Source organism: Fervidobacterium pennivorans (assembly GCF_001644665.1).
Classification (GTDB): Bacteria; Thermotogota; Thermotogae; order Thermotogales; family Fervidobacteriaceae; genus Fervidobacterium; species Fervidobacterium ngatamarikiense.
This window is the reverse complement of the sequence record NZ_CP011393.1, coordinates 821615-842355: the sequence shown is the minus strand read 5'-3', so window position 1 is coordinate 842355 and position 20741 is coordinate 821615. Positions and strand designations below refer to the sequence as shown.

Here is a 20741-nt window from a genome sequence, read left to right as displayed (position 1 = left end):
TTCTCTTGGCTTTGAACAAACTTTTGGCGTTGTCTGGGTTGCTGGTGTCCGTTGTTAACTTTGTATATGTATTAGATAGAAGAGTTTACAATCTCTCAAAAGCTGTCATTCAGATGGCTTTATATGTTTTATTTTTCAGCGCTGTTGAATCTTTCAAATACGAAGTGCCTAATATAATCCTTCTAGAAAAGCTTCAAGACATACTTTTACTCTACATTCCAGTCACTATCTTGTTCTTCAGCTTGGATTTGTCAGGTATTCAAAAATCCAGGCGAATGACTCTACTTGCATACTCTATACCCACGCTTTACCTAATTTTAGCATTTACCAACAAATTCCACAAGTTATTTTGGTCGGGTGAAGTGAAGACTGAACTTTACGGTTTACAGAAAGTGCGCCCACATGGCGGGTTCATTCCCTGGACGTATTTTATTTTTGCAATCGTTTTGTTTACGTTAGCCTTTATTTGTATAGCCAGAAGTAAGAAACTTGACTTAAGAACGAAACGTCTTTCAGGTTTTACATTTGCTTTTGGAATGGTTGGCTCGGTTTTAGCATATCTTGTGAATTTTAACTATACTCTTCTTTCTTTCATATTGTCACATACAACGATGTTCTTGGATCTTATAGCTGTAGATTTGGTATGGAGGAAGCTATCACTTTCGGCACGTTACAATGCATATGAACACTCCGATGACGGATTTATCGTGGTTGATGAACTTAGTGAACGTGTTCTTGATATCAATGATAAAGCGGCTAAGCTCCTGGATTTAGATGGAAAGGCTATCATTGGGAGAAAGGAGGAAAAAATACAAGCTTTAATTAAAAAAAGTGGAGAAATACTCTTTGAGGCAAACAAATATCTGAAGATTTCCACCATTGAAGATGATAAAAACAGAGCGTTACTTGTTGTTGTGAAAGACGTAACAGCTGAAATGGTTTCTAAAAAAGATATTGAAAAAGTGCAAACCCTTTTCAAAACTCTTTTCGAGAATATTCCTGATGGGGCTGTGATACTTAATAAAGAAGGAGTGGTAATTGAGTGCAACAAGCAATTTTTAGCGATGTTTGGGTATACGAAAGAAGAGGTATTGGGAAAAAACATAGACGACTTGATAGCTCCAAATGATTTGCAATATGAACCAGACAAACTTCGGAAATTAGCTATTGAACAAAAAACATTAAAGGTTGAAACTACCAGAAAAAGAAAAGATGGCTCATTAATTGAGGTTAGAATTAACGTATCCACAATAGATACCGGTGAAGAGGCACTTATATATGCTATATATACAGACGTAACAGCAGAAAGGGAGGCAATGAACGTCGTTAGGAACATTCTACAAAAAGACCCACTTACAGGACTTTACACAAGGCAGTACTTCATAAGAAAACTGAGCTCCACAATTGAGTTTTCTTCTATAGATGACTACAACGCTGTTATTGCAATTGATATTAGAGAGTTCTCTTTGTTTAATAGTACCAGGGGACATAGCTTCGGTGATGAATTACTAAGAGAAATTTCAAAGAGATTAAAGAGTGTACTTCGCGAAGGTGATACCATAGCTAGGCCATACGCGGATGAATTTTGGATTTTGCTTGAAAAAGTGGGGAAAGACTACAGGCAAGCAAAAGAAACAGTGTCAAGCATCGTAGGGAAGATTGAATCGGAACTTAGGAAGTTCTACAACATCAATGGAGAAATTCTAGACATAAGATTTTCAACCGGTATACATATCTTCGCTTCAATGGACACTACAGAGGACGTATTAAGAAAACTCAACTTGGCACTTGCACGTGCGAAAACATCGAGAGATGGAGTGGTTTTCTACAGCGCTCTTATTGATAACGAACTGCAAGAATTAGCAGCCAGAGAAAGGGCACTGAAAGAAGCTGTCTACAACGGGGAATTAAAGATTTTCTTACAGCCTATATGTAACTCATATTCAGAAGTGGTTGGAGCAGAAGCCTTACTGCGTTGGGTAAAGAAAGATGGCTCCGTGGTTCCGCCACTGGATTTTATAAGGGTCATAGAGGAAAATGGGATGATAATAACCGTTGGTGAAGAAGTGCTCAGACAAGTGTGCGAATTCATAGTTGATAACGATACTTCTATAGGTTTTGTCGATGTGAATGTGAGTCCTGTGCAACTGAGATACCCAAATATGGCTGACCGCTTTATTGACATTATTTCTGCTCATGAGATTGATCCAAGAAAAATAGTACTTGAGTTCACAGAGAACATTTTTATAGAAATGAACCAGGTAGTTAAGGACAACATAGAAAAACTGTTGAATTTCGGTTGTCAGATTTGTATAGATGATTTTGGAACAGGGTACTCATCACTTTCCTACTTAACGCTTTTACCGTTGAAGAAAATAAAAGTAGACAGGTCTTTTGTATCACGAATGCCAGAAGACTCGCGGTCAATAAAGATACTTGAAGCGATTTATAATATAGCGAGGTCATTTAATTTGGATGCAATACCAGAAGGTGTGGAGAATGAAAAACAACTGGAAATATTATCAATGATTGGTTACAGGCTATTCCAGGGATATTACTTTGGAAAGCCAATACCAGTTGATGATTTTGCCAAGATTTTACGTGAAAGGTCGAAGTTTACGAAAAGTTAATTTTTTAGATTAATTGATACAATACATTTTTCACTTAATCTCACCTCAGAGGAGTATAATTATCTCTGAGGTGATTTTTTTGATATATACATTCCTAAGTCCCAGAGAAGCTCAAGAATGGATAATTGAGCAGCGTGAGTTATTTGTGAAACAATTCAACGTTTCCGTTGTTATTGATGTACTGCGTGCAACATCTACTGTAATTACAGCACTGTCAAATGGTGCAAAAAGTATTATACCGGTTTCAACCGTTGAACAAGCTCTGGATTTGAAACATCGGCATCCAGAATATATAATTGCTGGTGAGCGTGGCGGGGAAAAAATAGAGGGCTTTCAACTTGGAAACTCACCTACAGAGTACACTGAGGCAGTTGTTAGGGACAAAACCATTGTTCTTACCACAAGTAATGGAACAAACGCCATAATCCATGCCTCGAATTTAGCTGAGAGAGTTTTAATAGCATCTTTTCTAAATTTAACTACTGTTGTACGTGAATTAGCCGGTTATGATTCTTCAACAAACATTGTTATTGTATGTGCAGGCAACAACGGTGAGATTTCTTACGAAGATACACAAGTTGCAGGAGCGATTATCTCAAAACTTATCAAGGAGCGTGTCCATTATCTGTCTGACAGTTCTAAGATAGCGATGAAACTATGGGATGCTCTTAAAAAACCCGATTTCTCAGGTGAACACGCGAAAAAACTTTCTCAGTTAGGTTTTGACAAAGATTTAGAATTGTGTCAAAAGGTGGATTACATGCCCATTTTAGCCGAACTAATGGATTGTAAAATAATTAAGGTAGAATAATAGAAAATTCAAACGAGGTGAAAAAGATGTTGGAGTTGGTTGATGTATCATACAAAACAAATGAGAAAGAGATATTAAGCGATGTGAGTATGAAGTTTTTACCTGGCTACAAATATGCGGTAATAGGAACTAACGGTGCAGGTAAGAGTACTATTGGTTACGTCATAATGGGGCTGAGTTCCTACAAGCCTTACAAAGGAAAGATTTTACTTAATGGAAAGGACATTACAGATTTACCAGTAACAGACAGAGCAAAACTGGGAATTACATTGATGTGGCAAGAGCCCGCAAGATTCGAAGGAATGACTATCGAAAACTACTTGACACTCGGAGGGAAATTGTCGGTTCAAAAGAGTGAAGTAGCTGAAGCTATGGAATTTGTAGGCCTTAATCCAAATCTTTATCTGAAGAGGTTTGTTGATAAAACTCTCAGTGGTGGGGAAAGGAAACGTGTAGAACTTGCTTCCATAATTCTTTTGAAACCAAAGTATGCGATTCTTGATGAGCCAGATTCAGGCATTGATTTGATGAGTTTGAGCATAATCAACGATGTAGTGAACTACATTGCTCAGTACGGTGGGACTCCAATAATTATAACCCATAGGGAGGAAATGGCTTATAACACGGACTATGGATATCTGATTTGTGCAGGAAAGGTGCTTATGCATGGGAAAACAGAGGATGTCCTGAATGCGTTTCGTAATACCTGCGAAACATGTGCTCATCCGAATATTCCTGAGATTAACGAACTTAGAAAGTAAGGGGATGAAATTATGGATGTGAAAAGAGAATTTGAAGCTATTGTAAAGACCGCGGAAAAACTTGGAACTGATGCATCTAATTTTATGGATAAGCGTATTGCCTCAATCATAATTAGTGGCAATAGAGTCATAGGTTTAAACAACGTTCCTGGTTTGAAGTTGGCCCCCACAACATTAGAAGATGGCGTACAAGTTGATATGGAGATTGAGGAAAACACTCAAATTCCTTTTCCTGTACATGTGTGCACAGGGTATCTGGAGAAGAAAGGATACCAACGCGTTATATTCAATATCAGGGTAAAAAGGAACGCCAAAGTCAAATTCACCGCACACTGTGTTTTCCCGCAAGCCGAAGAATTTACACACGAAGCAACGTCCAACGTTATTGTTGAAGATGGAGCTGTTATGGAATACAATGATGAACATTACCATAGTGATGCAGGAACGATAATTTTGAAAACCACAACCAATGCGGTAGTCGAAAATGGAGGAGTTTATAGAAACACTTTTCACCTCACAAAAACCAGGGTTGGAAAGTTGGAAGTTAAGATGAACCTAACTTTGAGAGAAAATGCCGTAGGTGAACTTGTTAGTAAGGTAAAAGCTTCGAAGAACGATGAGGTTGATATAAATGAAATAATTCATCTCAATGGAGAAAAGGCGAGGGGGCTAGCCAAAACGATCGTCGTTGGACTTGACGAAAGTAAGGTTAATGTTTTGAACGAAGCGTATGGTAATGCACCTTATTCAAGAGCCCATATTTCATGTGAGGAAATCACAAAGGGAGAAAAAGTCATAGTAGCAACCACACCTATTTTGAAAATCACAAACGACCTTGCAGAGTTAACCCACGAAGCTTCGATAGGACGTGTAAGTGAAAAGCAATTAGAAACTCTCATGGCTAAAGGATTAACAGAAGAAGAGGCAACTGAATTGATAATCAAAGGACTCCTTATGTAATTTTTTCTCTACGACAGGTGGTTTGAATGATAGCTACGATTATTACAATCCATTTGTTCTTTGCTACAGTTTACCTTGTTATTAAGGAACCGGAGCTTGTGATAAAAAACAAAAAAGTTGTATTAGATTACGCAAGGGTTTCATTGGGCGTGCTTGGATTGTTGCTGGCTTCAGGGATAGCGTCTCTTACGACGATAAAATCTGCTATAATGCCGCAAATGAATATAGTCCCGTGGCAGATACTTATTATTTTCTTTGGTTCCGCTTACATATGTGGTTCACTTGATGCCTCAGGTGTGCTTAAGCTCATCGCTTATAAATTTGCGAGCGTTTCGAAGAATGGAAAAAAGCTGTTTATAAATCTTGTTCTTCTTGCAGGTATCCTTACTGTATTTACCTCGAATGATATTGTAACCTTGACATTGACACCTATCATAGTTTACATAAGTCAATATGCAAACATAAACCCTGTACCTTATTTGATAGCTGTTTTCTTTACTTCGAATACTTGGAGTATGTTTTTTTACATCGGAAACCCAACTAATGTTGTAGTAGCACAAGCTTATTCGCTCAACTTTATCGAGTACGCAAAGTTGATGTTCTTTCCAACAATTGTAGCAATACTTACTTCATTTTTTGGTTTCTATCTCAAGTATAGAAACGTGTTACCAGAAAAGCTCAATATTGACTTCAATAGCAAAAATAGTAAAGTAGAACTTCAAAGTTTCATTAAAAACACGCGATATGCTTTTCTATCGAGTGGTTTTTTTGTATTATTCTTTATCACCATAGCCATTGGAGATTTGATAGGTCTGCAGCTTTGGAAGTCGATTTTGATATTTTCTGGTATATATCTTATGCTGAACGCCGCTTTTTCGGATGTGCTTTCTGAAAGGGATGAAATCGTTGTCGAAATTGGAAGGTTTGACTATAATCTAACGTTTTTGTTTGATACGATGAAAAGAGTTCCTTGGAAAATGTTACCAATGGTGTTGATTTTCTTTGTATTTGTTCATATTTTTACAAGGTTTGGCATAACAAAGTACGTTGGTTCGCTCTTTAACTTTCAAAGCGAATTAATTAGAACGATTATCACAACTTTTGTCACAGCCTTTGCTGCAAATGTTATGATAAACCAACCTATGACAATATTCTTTGCTCAAGCGTTTTATAAAAAGCCAATAAACTATGCCATGAGTTTAGTTGTGGGTTCGAACATCGGTGGAAATATAACATTGATAGGTGCATTAGCAGGTGTTATGTGGTCCAGGATACTGAAATTGTATGGAATAGAAATGAACAACAAAATATTTGTCAGAGAAACGCTCTTTGTTGCACTAGTGACTTTATTTACCACCAGCATAGCGGTTTATATAGTGTATGTGCTATAATGTTACTTGCAGCTTTTGTATTACCTAAATGAGAAATGGTTATCGTATCAGAAAGAGGAGGGAGTTAACTTGTACACGTATACGGAGCACGGGAAAGCCGTAATTATAAAGATTCTCGGACCTGTTGATGTGCAAAATGCAGAAGTTTTTAAGGATTGGATTGTTTCTGAATTTTTGGAAAATGACAAAAAGTATATAATTCTGGACATGACGCATGTAACAACCGTTGATAGCTTCGGCTTAGGTATTCTTGTTGGTATATATAAAAGAATAGTAGCAGTAGACGGCTATTTGAAAGTTGTTGCGCCTAATAAGAACGTTCGTACCTTGTTTAAAATAACGGATTTGGAGAGAATTATAAAAATTTACAACACCGTTAGCGAAGCACTCAGAGAGGAAGAGTAATTGTTCTTTTACTAAAAAATCTGAAAAAAGCTTAAAGGAGGTTTGGCTATGTTTAACTTTTTTGTGTTGTTTTTAGAATACATACTTTCAGCCATGATAATTTTGTTGGCACTGAGGTTTATGAAAAAAGAAGGCGCTTATGTAGCACTTGCTACTCTTATTATTGCATCCAACCTCGGTGTTGCAAAGCTCTTCAAGTTGTTTGGAATTGAAGTGACGGCTGCAAACATGAGCATGGGTATGGCGTTTGTTATCTATTCCATTTTGACAGAAGTATATGGGAAAGAAGAAGGAAGAAAAGCTGTTTGGACTGGTTTCTTTGCACAACTTGCTTTTGTTTTGCTTGGCTTAGTTTACACAAGTTATCTCCCTTCGCAAAACGATTTTGCTCAGAGTTACCTATCACAAGTTTTTGCAGTAACTCCTAGGATAGCATTTGCAAGCTGGACGGCATTCATACTTTCTGGTTATACAGCGGTATGGATACATCACGCACTTAAAGGAAGAACGAAGTTGTGGTTCAGAAATAACGTTGCAACAAAAGTAGGACAGATTGTTGATAACCTGATATTTGTAACTATTGCATTCTTAGGGCTTGTAGACTTTAAGACATACCTTCAGATATTTATAACAACAACCATTGTTGAATTTGCATTAGATTATGCAGATACTTGGGTTGTGTATCTTGGAGTTGGTTTTTTGAAGAACGAAGAGCGCGATGAAAATTTTAAAATAGCGGAAGCTAGAGATTGAAATTTCGATTAAATCTGTTTATAAGATTTTGGGATCTATGCAAACAGGGGAGAAAATTCCCCTGTTTTTTTGTTTTTTTGATTTAATCAATCAAATGCTTGAGAATGATTTTTCGTAAATTGTACAGCTCATGATACAATTTATGTTGGTACACATTGGTCTTTTGTGGATAGTGTTAACTTGTAGTGATGAAAGAATGCAGTTGTGAAAGAATGCGATTGATATTACCATTGTGCGTTTTCCAAAGATTCTTCACTACCCAAAAACCTTAGACCTACCACAAGAAGGGCATTTGGGATAAGGGAAAGGAAAGTTTTTGCGTTTGTGAGAATGGGAAAGTTTGAAAGAATGATGGCAGAGTTTGCAAAGGAATTGTTGGTTACCGTATTTGTTATGACCATTTTTGTACAAGCTGGTGGAACCGCATTTGGGACAAGAGAGCGTTGAGTTGTTCATATTGGGATACCTCCTTTGTCAAGAGTTGGTTGGGGGGGTCCCCTCTTTAAAGGATAATGCGGTTTTTGGAAAGTTTCAATACTTTTAGTTAACATTATCCTTTTGTGAAAGGGAGGGTATCCTGTGATTTACAAATTCCTGTTCTTTATATCGAGTTTCTTCATACTATTTGGATTGGTTACTGGCAATGTCAATATACCTTCGCAGATTGCCACAATTATCAAGTCACCTGACTATTTGATAACGGACTATGTGGAAATTGCCGGTGTAGGCGGAGCATTTTTCAACAGTGGTTTACTTATGCTTTTATTTACAATTCTACTTAAACTACTAAAGGTTAATCCTACAGGTGTTTCGATAGCTGCGGTTATGACAATTGGCGGTTTTGCACTATTCGGAAAAAATTTATTCAATGTTTGGCCAATCGTAGCGGGGGTTTTTCTTTATACGTTAGTGGTGGGCGAAAATCTCAAGACATATCTGTATGTGGCATTTTTTGGAACCGCACTGGCTCCAATAACTACTCATCTGGTATTTGGGAATGACTTTAGCATATTAGGAATTGTGATAGTTTTGCTCATAGGATTCTTTCTCCCACCCCTTGCAAGCTTTGCGTTAACACTCCACAAGGGATACAATTTGTATAACGTTGGTTTCACAGCAGGTTTCTTAGGAATGTTCATAGGTGCACTTTTAAGAGCCTATGACTTGCATCCAGAGCCAAGGCTGATATGGCACGAGAAAAATCAATTTTTATTAGCTGTTTTCATGTTTTTATTTTTCTCTATCGTTCTTATCTTCGGATTCAGATTGAATGGTTGGAAGCTTAGCGGTTATAAAAATATACTTAAGTACTCGGGCAAATTACTAACAGATTTTGTGTTGTTGGAAAACGAGGCGATAACCTTTATAAACGTAGGAATCCTTGGCTTGGTAGGTACTATTTACGTACTTGGAGTTGGTTCAAAACTCAATGGTCCTACGATTGGTGGCATCATGACACTTGCTGGTTTTGGAGCTCTTGGAAAACATCCAAAAAACGTTTTACCTGTTGTGGTAGGTGTTCTCATAGGAGCTTTGACAAATTCGCAACCTTTTAATAGCCCTGCTATGGTGCTAGCTGTTCTATTTGGGACTACCCTTGCACCAATTGCTGGTGAGTTCGGATTTTTGTGGGGAGTTGTTGCAGGTTACTTGCATAGTGCCTTGGTTATCAATGTTGGTAGTCTACATTTCGGAATGAACCTATACAACAACGGTTTTTCTGGAGGGTTTGTTGCTATGTTTCTCTTACCTATAATAGAGGCTTTTAGAAATATAAAAAACAAATTTTTGGAGAGGTTGAAAAGAAGCGGTGAGGAGTGGTAAATATGGAATTTGAAAAATTGATAGTTTCAGTTGTTAACGAAATGACTTACTACCTTTTAAAAAACGGTGCCCATGTTGTCTCCACGGAAATTGTAACTCTGCAGAGAAATTTTTACATAATGTTAGAAGCTCGTATGAATGTAAGGGATGAAATACTAACTGAATTGAAGAAAATTTCCAAAATAAAAGATCATCCAGAACTACGGTATTATTCAGCACTTGCAACAAATGTGGGAAGTTTGCAGGATATATTCACCATTGCCCCTCATATGAAAAAGTTTGAAGTTCTCGAAGATGAAAACGGTATCAAAATAGAAATATTTGTTGAACGGTAATGAAAAGCGAAAATTAAAAATAAAAGTAACTTGAAGGAAGTGACAGATTTTCTTATGTTCTACCTTGAAAGGACACGCCATCCTCTTAGAATTTCAAAACCTGCAATTTTAGTTATTGATGTGCAACAATACTTTTTTTCAGAGTCTTCTCCCGCTTTTCTTAAAGGTAGTTGGCGGGTAAGAGAGAATATTCAAACGTTTCTAAAACGGATTCGTCAATTGTCTGAAGGGCTTTCTCTAAGTATACCTGTTATAGCAACTATACATAAAGGCGGAAGCGAAAATATGAAGAAATGGTGGGGCAATGTTGTAGAAGACGTGTGGGCTAAACTTGCAATAGAGGAGGATTTAGTAGACGTTGTAATTTACAAAGACAGTTACGATGCGTTTTACATGACAGAACTTGAGGATATTCTCAAGGCAAAATCAGTTGACCAGCTCATAATCTCCGGCGTTATGACCCATCTTTGCTGTGAAACAACGGCACGTTCAGGATTTGTTAGGGGATACGAAATTGTAATGGTCGAAGATTGTCTTTGGGACAAGGATGAATGGTACCATTACGCATCATTGAAAAACCTGGCTCATGGATTCGCTGTAGTCTCCACAAGCCAGGAAATTGTTGAACAGCTTAAATTTGTCAGATAATTTCTGAATTGGACAGTCTATTTAACTTCTGCAATTTTAACTGAACGTTTTTTAAAGGAAAGCAAAATACCAAGGAATACAGAGAGCAAAGCAGCAACTAAAACTCTGTAGTTGGGAGGCAATAAAAACGTTACTGTGTGCGCCGGTATCCAGAAGAACGGAATAGTTTTTCCAAGTACGAATTTCACGAAGAACCTCCAATCAATGGCATTTAGAACATCATCAAATTTTGTGGTGAATATCTTCTTTAAATTGCCATTGCCCAGGTCTATGTATGCATCTGTGATTCTGTGAAATGCCATGAATGTTGGAGCAAAGATAAGATTCATAAGAACGCTTGTATAAAGTGCTTGAAAGAAAGTTCTTGCATTGTTGGCATAAGGAAGCAATTGTTTTTCCAATAACGTTCTTGTTCCTGATGAGAAAAGTTCAAACACAGCAACAAATACTACACCCAAGAATCCCCAAATAATAAACCTGTAAATTACACCCACAGGCATTGAGTACTTTCCTTTCGATATTCTTAAAGATAAAATCTCGCCAAATGTAGCTAAAATCCCAACTTTCAGGAAACCCAAGATATAGGGATGTGATGAGTTTAAATTAACGTATGCAGTTCTTGTTTTATCGTTTAGCAAAAGGGCCGCAAGAGTCACAAAAACTAAAATTGACAAAGAATCACCAAAAAGTAGCCTCGGAGTTTTTTCACGAACACTTCTAGTGGTCTCCTTCATCATTTTTGAGCCTCCTTAAAAGTTAATTACTCAACTAAACCAACAACGACAGCAAACCGCTTTTTTGTCTTTTCTCTTCGGTAAGAGTAGAAAAGCTCTGTGTGTTTGTATGTATCCACGTTCGAGAATTCTACCCTAAAGACTCCTACAGAATTTAATGTTAACTGAACCACTTTCCAGAGGTCCACGTATATTTTTTCTTCCATTTCTTTGACAACTTCTTTTCCAAATTTCATTAAAAATTCGGTAGCTACTTCTGGACCAACTTCGAAACTATCTGGACCAATTGATGGACCAATTGAAACGAAAATTTCTGAAGGGTCACTTCCAAATTCCTCATTCATTCTTAATATCATCTCTTTTGCAATTTCTAATAAAGTTCCCCTCCAACCAGAGTGTGCAACCCCTACAACCTGTTTTGTCGGGTCATATGCAATGATAGGCATACAATCAGCGTACGTAGTGACAAGAAAAAGCCCTTTCTCATTAGTTATCAATCCGTCGACTTCTCGAAGTTTTCTGTTCCAGTATGGCTCTCCTATATCTTCACTTGTTACAACCTTGACATTTTTGCTATGTACCTGGTGTGAAAATACGCATCTTTCAGGATTGATTTTCACTTTCTTTGCAAAAAACTCGAAATGCTTTGGAAAATCCTCGCAGCTGATAGCTAAGTTTAGTTCTGAAAAGGAGTTATTTTCTTCATTCCGCGTAATTTTTCTGGTAGTTATATAATGCACGAGTTCAGGAAACTGGCTGAGTAATGGAGATTGCAAGACCCAAACACCCTCAATTTCTTTCAATATATAGTTGCCAATGTGCTTTATTTTATTCATTTTCTCACCCCTTCTAATTATACATTTCATACATTTTGCATCTGAAAACACGTAGGTCCAAGTTTTGTACTACTTTCTTTCAGTACTAATTATAACACGTACTCTTTTTGATAACCATTGTTACAAAGAGTACCTTAAACTTTTGCTAAGTCGAAACCGATTCTTCCTAAGCGTTTGTGATTACTCTTTTTCTTTCTTTCCTTTGGAAATCTCTTTCTTCCTTGAGTATGCATTAGAAATTTCAAGTTTCCAACGTTAGAAAGAGCTTCTTAAGAATGATATACTGAATATTGAGAAAATTATCACTTCATGTTTTGGAAGGGGGGAATGGACTTGAAGGTAATATCATTTGATGAAGCAGTTGAATTTGTGAAGCCTGGTAGCACAGTTATGATTGGAGGATTCCTAGGAGTAGGCACTCCAGAAGGGATCATAGACAAAATCGTTGAAAAAGGCATTGGGAATCTCACGATAATAGCCAACGATACTGCTTTTGAAGACCGCGGAGTTGGAAAACTTGTTAAAAACAAACTGTGCAAGAAAGTCATAGTATCACACATAGGAACAAACCCAGAAACGCAGAGGCAGATGATAGCAGGAGAGTTGGAAGTGGAACTCGTGCCGCAAGGCACCTTGGCAGAGCGTATTAGAGCGGGTGGGGCAGGTCTTGGTGGTATACTTACGCCTACCGGTGTGGGAACTGTTGTTGAGAATGGCAAGCAAGTTATTGAAATTGAAGGGAAGAAATATTTGCTTGAATTACCCTTAAAGGCAGATATCGCCTTAATCAAAGCTAAGAAGTGTGACTATTACGGTAACCTTGTTTACAACTTTACAGCCGAGAACTTCAACCCACTGATGGCTATGGCTGCTGAAATTGTAATCGTTGAAGTTGAGGAAATAGTGCCTGTTGGAGCCTTGGCACCCAATGAGATAAGAACACCTGGAGTTCTTGTAGATTACGTCGTAGTTTCTCAGGGGGTGAAGTAATATGGCAGTTGATCCAAAAGAAAAGATAGCGAGAAGAGTTGCTCAAGAATTAAAAGAAGGTGACCTTGTAAACCTTGGTATCGGACTTCCAACACTTGTAGCTAATTATATCCCAAAAGGCGTGCATGTCTTTTTCCAGAGTGAGAATGGAATAATTGGAATGGGACCAGAACCTGAAAAAGGATTTGAGAATAAAGATTTAACAAACGCTGGTGCAGGTTTTGTTACCGCGCTACCCGGGGCGATGACTTTCGATAGTGCATTTTCATTCGCAATGATTCGAGGAGGTCATTTGGACGTAACTGTTCTTGGAGGCCTACAGGTTGATGAAGAAGGACACCTTGCGAACTGGATGATACCCGGCAAAATGATACCGGGCATGGGTGGTGCAATGGACTTAGTTACAGGTGCAAAACGAGTTATCGTTGCTATGACCCATACAGCAAAGGGAGAACCGAAAATAGTTAAAAAGTGCACGTTGCCATTAACTTCTATCCGACGAATTGACCTCATTGTGACAGAACTTGCCGTTATCAGACCAACCGATGAAGGGCTCGTACTTGAAGAAATAGCTGAAGAAACGACACTTGAAGAAGTACTGAAATTGACGGAAGCGAAATTGATAGTCTCCGAAAACTTAAAGAGGTTTTAGTCAAAGATTTGCTGTGGAGGATGAGAAAATGGAAAATGCAAAAAACTCACAGTTGCCGAAAGCAATGATTAGAGTTCGTATGAGCCAAGCGGATGCACACTATGGAGGAAACTTAGTTGACGGTGCTAGAATTTTGCAACTTTTTGGAGATGTAGCCACTGAACTCTTAATCAGATACGATGGAGATGAAGGACTTTTTAGAGCGTATGACAGTATAGAGTTTCTCGCACCTGTCTTTGCCGGTGACTATATCGAAGCCTACGGGGAAATTGTGGAGGTCGGTCGCACTTCAAGAAAGATGAAGTTTGAAGCTTACAAAGTCATTCGTTCGAGACCAGATATAAACGATAGTGCGGCTGAGGTTTTGGATGAACCGATTCTTGTTTGTAAAGCAAGCGGAACTTGTGTTGTTCCAAAAGATAAACAGAGATTTAAACATGATGAATGATGAGAAAGCAAACAAGAACAAAACCTCCTCAATTTAGTCAATCAGTTAATCAGTTAACATGCGAGGTGAAAGCCTGTGGAAAAGTTAATTATTACAGTTGCAGTTACTGGAGCTGAAGTGACGAAAGAACAACAACCTAACCTGCCGATAACGCCAGACGAAATTGCAGAAGAAGTTTACAGATGCTGGCAAGCCGGGGCATCTATTGCACATATACACGCGAGATTACCGGATGGAACTCCTACTCAATCAAAAGAAGTCTACGCTGAGATTAAACGAAAAATCCAAGAAAAATGTGACATAATCATACAGTTTTCAACGGGTGGAGCTGTATGGCACACACCTGAAGAGCGAATCCAATGTTTAGATGCTATGCCAGAAATGGCTACGCTTTCTGCTGGTTCTTGCAACTTTGGAAACGATGTATTCATGAACTCCCCAGCATTCATGGAATTACTTGCCAAGACTATGAAAGAAAAAGGCATCAAACCAGAGATAGAAATATTCGAACCAGGTATGATAGAAAACGCTTTAAGGCTTGTTAAAAAAGGCTTGTTGGAACTACCACTGCATTTTGATTTCGTTTTGGGTGTTCCTGGTGCAATGACCGGAACTATTGAAGATTTGTTGTTTCTAGTCAAAAAAATACCGGAGGGTTGCACATGGTCGGTGGCGGGAATTGGTAGGTACGAACTTCCACTAGCTGTCCATGCAATAGTTATGGGTGGACATGTAAGAGTAGGTTTTGAGGACAACATTTATTACAGAAAAGGTGAACTTGCAAAAAGTAATGCACAGCTTGTTGAAAGGATAGTGAGGATAGCGAGAGAAGTTGATAGGGAAATTGCCACACCTGATGAAGCAAGAAGAATATTGGGTATTAAGAAACAATAACCGAATAGATTTTCAGGAGGTATCGGTATGAAAAACATTAAAGGATGTCCATTTGGAACGCACAGGGTTATTGAACCAAAAGGGACTCTTCCTCAGGCAGCAACAAAAATTGATAACACTATGGAAATCTACACCAACGAATTACTGATAGATGTCAAAACCCTAAACGTAGATTCTGCCAGTTTCACGCAGATTAAAGAATCATGCCATGGGAATGTAGAGTGTATCAAGGATACTATATTAAAAATCGTTGCCGAACGTGGAAAATTGCAGAATCCAGTGACGGGTTCAGGTGGTATGTTGATAGGTGTTGTTGAAGAAATAGGTCCAGACTTTCCAACAGACCTAAAGATTGGAGACAAGATAGCGACACTCGTTTCCTTATCGCTTACCCCTTTGAGGATAGATAAGATACTTAATGTAAATGTTGATACCGACCAAGTGGATATAGAAGGTAAAGCGATCCTGTTTGAAAGTGGTATATACGCTAAGTTGCCTGATGATATTCCAGAAAAACTCGCGTTAGCAGTTTTAGACGTAGCAGGTGCTCCAGCCCAAACACGTAAGTTGGTCAAACCAGGAATGACAGTTTGTATTATCGGTGGTGGAGGAAAATCAGGTGTACTTTGCGCATATGAAGCGATGAAAGCTGTTGGTGAAGAAGGGAAAGTTATAGTTGTTGAATACTCACCAGAAAATGCAAAAAGGGTAGAAGAGCTCGGTCTTGCGCACCATGTTATCATAGCGGATGCCACGAAGCCAGTTGAAGTTTATCAGAAAGTCATGGAAGTTACTGGTGGGCAATACTGTGATGTGGTAATTAACAACGTTAACGTACCAGCTACCGAGATGTCCTCAATTCTTATCACAAAGGACGAAGGTATTGTTTACTTCTTCAGTATGGCAACATCTTTCACAAGAGCTGCACTCGGTGCTGAAGGTGTAGGAAAAGATGTGACGATGATAATAGGAAATGGTTACACAAAAGGTCATGCAGAAGTGGCGTTGAATATACTCAGGGAATCAAAGAAGATAAGAGAACTGTTTGAGAAATTGTATGTCTAATATGACGGGAGGTATCCTAAAGATGGCAAGGTATTTTAAAGAAATTCCACTTTGGAAAAACGTTACGGAAGAAGAATGGAATGATTGGAAGTGGCAGCTAAGAAACAGGATAATGGACGTCGATACACTAAAGCAAGTTATAAACCTTACACCCGAGGAAGAAGAAGGTGTAAGGAACGCTTTGAAAACTCTGAGAATGGCGATAACACCCTATTACGCGAGTTTAATGGACCCAGATAATCCAAAATGTCCAATAAGACGTCAAGCTGTTCCAACTGCAAAAGAACTTTACGTATCCCCATGGGATATGACAGACCCGCTCCACGAGGATGAGGACTCACCTGTGCCTGGTCTTACTCACAGGTATCCTGACAGAGTTTTGATGCTTATTACCGATATGTGCTCAATGTACTGTAGACACTGTACACGTCGAAGATTCGCAGGTCAACACGACCGAGCAAGAACAAAGCAGGAAATCGATGCCATGATTGAGTACATTAGGGAAACACCTCAGGTAAGAGATGTGCTTTTGTCCGGTGGAGATGCCCTACTGGTTGGAGTAGAAATGCTCGAATACATTCTTAAAGAACTCAGAAAAATCAAACATGTTGAAGTTATAAGGATAGGGACAAGAGCACCGGTCGTTTTACCACAAATCGTGACCCCGGAACTAACCAACATGCTTAAAAAATATCATCCAATTTGGTTAAATACACACTTCAACCATCCGAAAGAAATAACACCTGAATCATCAAGGGCATGTGAGATGTTAGCTGATGCAGGTATACCGTTAGGTAACCAGACTGTGCTTTTGAGAGGCATTAATGACAGTCCATACATCATGATGGAACTGGTCCACCAGCTTGTAAAAATAAGGGTCAGGCCATACTATATTTACCAATGTGACTTATCTATGGGATTAACACATTTCAGAACCTCAATAAAGAAAGGTTTAGAAATAATGGAAGCGCTCATAGGTCACACATCCGGCTTTTGTGTTCCTTCCTTTGTTGTTGATGCACCAGCGGGTGGTGGAAAGATAAGAGTCATGCCAAACTACGTCATATCCATGTCCGACCATACGGTCATATTGAGAAACTACGAAGGTGTCATCGTTGCTTACCACGAACCTGAAGATACCACTAGTGACGTTGATGACTCAGAATACAGGGCAAAGTACAAATTCTCAGGTGTTGCAAGTCTATTTACAGACAAAAAGATAAGTATCGAACCGGCACATCTTGAAAGACATGAAAGAATTAAGGAATGGAAAGAGAAAAAAGGAGGAACAGAGAATGAACATTGATGATATTTACATTGGTCAGGTTTACGAGGTGAAAAGGATTGTAACAGATGAAATGGTTAAACTCTTTGCGGAAGCTACCGGTGATAAAAACCCTGTGCACCTTGACGAAGAATACGCCAAGAATACCATCTTCGGTGGGAGAATAGCGCACGGTATTCTCTCACTTGGAATTATCTCATCTGTACTCGGCATGGAATTTCCAGGCGCAGGGACAATTTACTTGATGCAAAATGCCAAGTTTAGGAGACCTGTCTATATTGGAGAAGAAGTCACTGTAAAGTTGATAGTCAAAGAAGTTGATAGAGAAAAACGAAGGGTGCTATTGGAAACCTATGTTGTAAAAGAAAATGGTGAAAATGCTATCGAAGGTGAGGCTCTGGTAAAGATTTAATGATGATATGTGATGATATGTTTGGGATAGAAAGAGTAGAAGAACACGAAAATGATTTTGAAAAGCTAATTAACGAAATCCTAAAAAGGAAAGTCATCGCTATCATTGGGCTTGAAAAAAACACAGGCAAAACAGAAACGCTGAACTTTATTGTGAAGCATGTAAGCCCTCAGAAGAGATTAGCGCTAACATCGATAGGTACAGATGGAGAGGAGAAGGACTTAGTTTTTGGCACATTTAAACCATCTGTATATGTGGATTATGGTTTCGTCTACACAACAACCGAGCTATTTTTCAAAAAAAGGACAGTGCTTTCAGAAATCATCCATGTTTCACATCAACATACACCAACAGGACGTGTCATCATTGCAAAAGCATTAGAACCTGGAAAAGTCGTGCTCTCAGGACCACCGACAGCTGCATGGATGGAAGAAACTGTAAGGCTATTGAAAGAATACTCAGACATTGTTATCATTGATGGCGCTCTCTCTCGTTTTAGTCAGGCAACACCATTTATCGCTGATGGGATAGTTCTTGCAACTGGAGCGGCCTATTCTTTGGATAAAAGGGAGATAGTAAAGCATACCCGATACATTTACTCACTCTGTCAGTTACCTGAAGTAAGCATGGAAGACAAAGAAAAATTGGTTTTGGCTACTACCGTTCATATATTCCAAAGCGGTAACTGGAAAGATTTGGGTATAGAATCAGCACTCCAGCTTAGTAAAGTCTTTGAAACGAGTTTAGATGAGGGTGTTAAAAAGATATACATTCCTGGGGCACTTACTGATAACGTCTTAAGATTTGTAAGCACCAAGAGTGTTAACGAAATTATAGTTAGGGATTTCACAAAGATTTTTGTTTCGTATGAAAACTATATAAAGTACAAGCCGACAATAAGAGTATTGAAACGTGCAAGTATAATAGGTATAACAGTTAACCCATTTTCACCGGTAGGGTATGTATTGAATTCACCTGAAATTATCGAAGAGCTTAAGAAGCACGTTGATGTTCCGGTAATCGATGTGAAATTAGAAACGGTTAAGAATATTTGACCAGTCGAAGTGGGTGAATTATCTGATGTCACTTAAAACAATTCCTTCCAAAAGGGAAGATTTTGAAAGACTAACGGGGTTTGAGTATATTAAAAGCAGACTTAATCCCAAAACACATATGGGACAAAAATATTTTAAACACATTCAACCGTTGAATTATGAGCGTATACTTGAGCACTTTGATGACACTGCGTTTGTTGTGCGCTTGATTGAACGTGAAGATAAACTAATTGCCGATGTTGAACACGATTTAGAATGCATCCTTGATGTTTCGAGAACGATAGAAAAAATAACAAACAACGAAATCCTTGATGAGATTGAACTATTTGAATTGAAGAATTTTGTCCTTGTTGCACAGGAAATCAGAAATAAAACCCAGCAGGTGTTTTCTAACCATGAACGTGTTTCGTTACCCGATTTGGAAGCAGTAATAGACCTTCTTGACCCTGAACATCTCAGACTCCCCACATTTTACATTTACGATGTTTACGACGAACGTCTTTCTCAAATCAGGAAAAAGAAAAGAGAGATATTACAATTACAAAAGAAAAATGCAAAGGATGATAATTTAAAAGAATCAGAAAGTATTGAAGATGTTGTTCTTCAATTAACAGAGCAGGAAAGAAGTGTAGAAAACGAAGTATTAGAAAGGCTATCTAAAAAACTTTGGGAATTTGCACCATTACTAGAAGAAGCTATTCAAAAGATTAGATATCTCGATATCATCCTCGCGAAGGCTAAGTTGGCAATAGAGTTAGAACTTTCAAAGCCAATTCTGTATAGTAAAGCCCATGAGCTTCAAAACATACAAATAACTGGAATGTTTAACCCTCAACTGAAAGACGAGCTTGCGAAACGTGGCAAAACCTATCAACCTGTTGACGTAACGATTAAACGCGGGGTCACTGTGATTGTTGGAGCCAATATGTCAGGTAAAAGTGTGGTTTTAAGGACTGTTGCATTAATCCAATACATGGCACTCTTGGGATTTTTTGTACCGGCAAAACGTGCGGAACTTCCGTTTTTGGAGCTCATAGCACTTGTAACTGAAGATTTTCAGCGTCCATTGAGTGGACTTTCTTCGTTCGCTTCAGAGATAACTTTAATAGATAGCGCTTACAGATATTCTCAGAATACCTCTGCACTCATACTGATAGACGAGCCAGCAAGAACAACAAATCCATACGAAGGCACGGCAATAGTCAACGCACTTGTAGAATGTTTTGAAAAGACAAAAAACTTCGTGGTCATAGTTACTCATTTCGACGATGTTGAATGCCATACGCGTTTCAGAGTAAAGGGGTTAAAGGAAGATGCGCTGAAAAATATCCAATCGGTCAATGATATAAATGATATACAAGAATTGATGGATTATCAACTCATTCCCGATGATGGAAAAACCGTTCCAAAAGAAGCCATAAGAGTGATGGATTTATTAGGCGTGAGCAAGGATATAGTATCTCAAGCTTTAAAACTCTTAGACAGACACCACAAAGAGCACAAATAACAGAAGACAATTATATGCGCCTTAGAATACATTAGAAATTACTGGATAGTGTTAACTTGTAGTGATGAAAAAGTGTAAGTGTGAAAGAATGTGATTGATATTACCATTGTGCGTTTTCCAAAGATTCTTCACTACACAAAGACCTTAGACCTACCACAAGAAGGGCATTTGGGATAAGGGAAACAGAAGTTTTTGCATTTGTGAGAATGGGAAAGTTTGAAAGAATGATGGCAGAGCTTGCAAAGGAATTGTTGGTTACCGTATTTGTCGTGACCGTTTTTGTATAAGCTGGAGGAACCGCATTTGGGACAAGAGAGTGTTGAGTTGTTCATATCTGGATACCTC

The 20741-nt window shown here is 38.4% G+C and carries 23 protein-coding genes; 19 read left to right on the top strand and 4 right to left on the bottom strand.

What is annotated here, in order from left to right; genetic code table 11:
* Positions 1 to 5 precede the first annotated feature (5 nt).
* The 7 genes from JM64_RS03955 to JM64_RS03925 all read left to right on the top strand — a co-directional run bounded on the left by JM64_RS03955 (position 6) and on the right by JM64_RS03925 (position 7711).
* A complete protein-coding gene (locus tag JM64_RS03955; RefSeq protein WP_064011574.1) occupies positions 6 to 2630 on the top strand; it encodes an EAL domain-containing protein in 2625 nt (874 codons plus the stop codon).
* Positions 2631 to 2709: 79 nt separating this feature from the next.
* Positions 2710 to 3441: a 2-phosphosulfolactate phosphatase gene (locus JM64_RS03950; RefSeq protein WP_197473456.1), complete on the top strand. Its 732-nt coding sequence runs from the start codon at positions 2710 to 2712 to the stop codon at positions 3439 to 3441.
* Positions 3442 to 3467: 26 nt separating this feature from the next.
* Positions 3468 to 4202 (top strand): ATP-binding cassette domain-containing protein, encoded by a 735-nt coding sequence (locus JM64_RS03945; RefSeq protein ID WP_064011573.1) that lies wholly within the window; start codon positions 3468 to 3470, stop codon positions 4200 to 4202.
* A gap of 12 nt (positions 4203 to 4214) precedes the next feature.
* Positions 4215 to 5162, top strand: coding sequence for a SufB/SufD family protein (locus tag JM64_RS03940; protein WP_064011572.1), 948 nt, complete (start codon positions 4215 to 4217; stop codon positions 5160 to 5162).
* A 26-nt stretch (positions 5163 to 5188) separates the two neighbouring features.
* Positions 5189 to 6553 (top strand): ArsB/NhaD family transporter, encoded by a 1365-nt coding sequence (locus JM64_RS03935; RefSeq protein WP_064011571.1) that lies wholly within the window; start codon positions 5189 to 5191, stop codon positions 6551 to 6553.
* Positions 6554 to 6622: 69 nt separating this feature from the next.
* Positions 6623 to 6958 carry an STAS domain-containing protein gene (locus JM64_RS03930; protein WP_064011570.1) on the top strand — a complete coding sequence of 112 codons (336 nt, stop codon included), beginning with the start codon at positions 6623 to 6625 and terminating at the stop codon, positions 6956 to 6958.
* Positions 6959 to 7006: 48 nt separating this feature from the next.
* Complete coding sequence (locus JM64_RS03925) at positions 7007 to 7711, top strand: queuosine precursor transporter (protein WP_064011569.1); 705 nt, start codon at positions 7007 to 7009, stop codon at positions 7709 to 7711.
* Between the two features lie 255 nt (positions 7712 to 7966).
* Here JM64_RS03925 and JM64_RS09990 read toward each other — a convergent pair whose 3' ends face one another.
* Complete coding sequence (locus JM64_RS09990) at positions 7967 to 8167, bottom strand: IS1/IS1595 family N-terminal zinc-binding domain-containing protein (protein ID WP_231882467.1); 201 nt, start codon at positions 8165 to 8167, stop codon at positions 7967 to 7969.
* Positions 8168 to 8290: 123 nt separating this feature from the next.
* On the opposite strand from JM64_RS09990, the gene JM64_RS03920 reads away from it, so the two are divergent.
* The 3 genes from JM64_RS03920 to JM64_RS03910 are packed head-to-tail and all read left to right on the top strand — an operon-like array spanning position 8291 to position 10518.
* On the top strand, positions 8291 to 9535 hold the full coding sequence (locus tag JM64_RS03920) for a DUF1576 domain-containing protein (protein ID WP_064011568.1): 1245 nt from the start codon (positions 8291 to 8293) through the stop codon (positions 9533 to 9535).
* Between the two features lie 2 nt (positions 9536 to 9537).
* Positions 9538 to 9870 carry a hypothetical protein gene (locus JM64_RS03915; protein ID WP_064011567.1) on the top strand — a complete coding sequence of 111 codons (333 nt, stop codon included), beginning with the start codon at positions 9538 to 9540 and terminating at the stop codon, positions 9868 to 9870.
* Between the two features lie 54 nt (positions 9871 to 9924).
* Positions 9925 to 10518, top strand: a complete 594-nt coding sequence (locus JM64_RS03910; protein ID WP_064011566.1) for an isochorismatase family protein — start codon at positions 9925 to 9927, stop codon at positions 10516 to 10518.
* Positions 10519 to 10535: 17 nt separating this feature from the next.
* Here JM64_RS03910 and JM64_RS03905 read toward each other — a convergent pair whose 3' ends face one another.
* Complete coding sequence (locus tag JM64_RS03905; RefSeq protein WP_064012496.1) at positions 10536 to 11252, bottom strand: Mpv17/PMP22 family protein; 717 nt, start codon at positions 11250 to 11252, stop codon at positions 10536 to 10538.
* Positions 11253 to 11278: 26 nt separating this feature from the next.
* Complete coding sequence (pgeF, locus tag JM64_RS03900) at positions 11279 to 12088, bottom strand: peptidoglycan editing factor PgeF (RefSeq protein ID WP_064011565.1); 810 nt, start codon at positions 12086 to 12088, stop codon at positions 11279 to 11281.
* Positions 12089 to 12415: 327 nt separating this feature from the next.
* On the opposite strand from pgeF, the gene atoD reads away from it, so the two are divergent.
* The 9 genes from atoD to kamC all read left to right on the top strand — a co-directional run bounded on the left by atoD (position 12416) and on the right by kamC (position 20396).
* Positions 12416 to 13078: an acetate CoA-transferase subunit alpha gene (atoD, locus tag JM64_RS03895; RefSeq protein ID WP_156487894.1), complete on the top strand. Its 663-nt coding sequence runs from the start codon at positions 12416 to 12418 to the stop codon at positions 13076 to 13078.
* A 1-nt stretch (position 13079) separates the two neighbouring features.
* A complete protein-coding gene (locus JM64_RS03890) occupies positions 13080 to 13730 on the top strand; it encodes a 3-oxoacid CoA-transferase subunit B (protein WP_064011563.1) in 651 nt (216 codons plus the stop codon).
* Positions 13731 to 13758: 28 nt separating this feature from the next.
* Positions 13759 to 14178 carry a 3-aminobutyryl-CoA ammonia lyase gene (gene kal, locus JM64_RS03885; RefSeq protein ID WP_064011562.1) on the top strand — a complete coding sequence of 140 codons (420 nt, stop codon included), beginning with the start codon at positions 13759 to 13761 and terminating at the stop codon, positions 14176 to 14178.
* 75 nt (positions 14179 to 14253) lie between these two features.
* On the top strand, positions 14254 to 15072 hold the full coding sequence (gene kce / locus JM64_RS03880; RefSeq protein ID WP_064011561.1) for a 3-keto-5-aminohexanoate cleavage enzyme: 819 nt from the start codon (positions 14254 to 14256) through the stop codon (positions 15070 to 15072).
* 27 nt (positions 15073 to 15099) lie between these two features.
* The gene (gene kdd, locus JM64_RS03875; protein WP_064011560.1) at positions 15100 to 16137 is read left to right on the top strand and encodes an L-erythro-3,5-diaminohexanoate dehydrogenase; all 1038 of its coding nucleotides are present in this window, start codon (positions 15100 to 15102) and stop codon (positions 16135 to 16137) included.
* A 22-nt stretch (positions 16138 to 16159) separates the two neighbouring features.
* Positions 16160 to 17443, top strand: a complete 1284-nt coding sequence (gene kamA, locus JM64_RS03870; RefSeq protein ID WP_064011559.1) for a lysine 2,3-aminomutase — start codon at positions 16160 to 16162, stop codon at positions 17441 to 17443.
* Positions 17433 to 17834 (top strand): MaoC family dehydratase, encoded by a 402-nt coding sequence (locus JM64_RS03865; protein WP_064011558.1) that lies wholly within the window; start codon positions 17433 to 17435, stop codon positions 17832 to 17834. The genes kamA and JM64_RS03865 overlap by 11 nt, the downstream gene beginning before the upstream one ends.
* Positions 17835 to 17851: 17 nt before the next feature.
* Positions 17852 to 18889 (top strand): lysine 5,6-aminomutase reactivase subunit KamB, encoded by a 1038-nt coding sequence (gene kamB / locus JM64_RS03860; RefSeq protein ID WP_064012495.1) that lies wholly within the window; start codon positions 17852 to 17854, stop codon positions 18887 to 18889.
* Positions 18890 to 18914: 25 nt separating this feature from the next.
* Entirely contained in the window at positions 18915 to 20396 is a 1482-nt protein-coding gene (gene kamC / locus JM64_RS03855) for a lysine 5,6-aminomutase reactivase ATPase KamC (protein ID WP_064011557.1), read from the top strand.
* Positions 20397 to 20527: 131 nt separating this feature from the next.
* Here the strand turns inward: kamC and JM64_RS09985 are convergent, their stop codons facing one another.
* Complete coding sequence (locus JM64_RS09985) at positions 20528 to 20728, bottom strand: IS1/IS1595 family N-terminal zinc-binding domain-containing protein (protein ID WP_231882466.1); 201 nt, start codon at positions 20726 to 20728, stop codon at positions 20528 to 20530.
* Positions 20729 to 20741 lie beyond the last annotated feature (13 nt).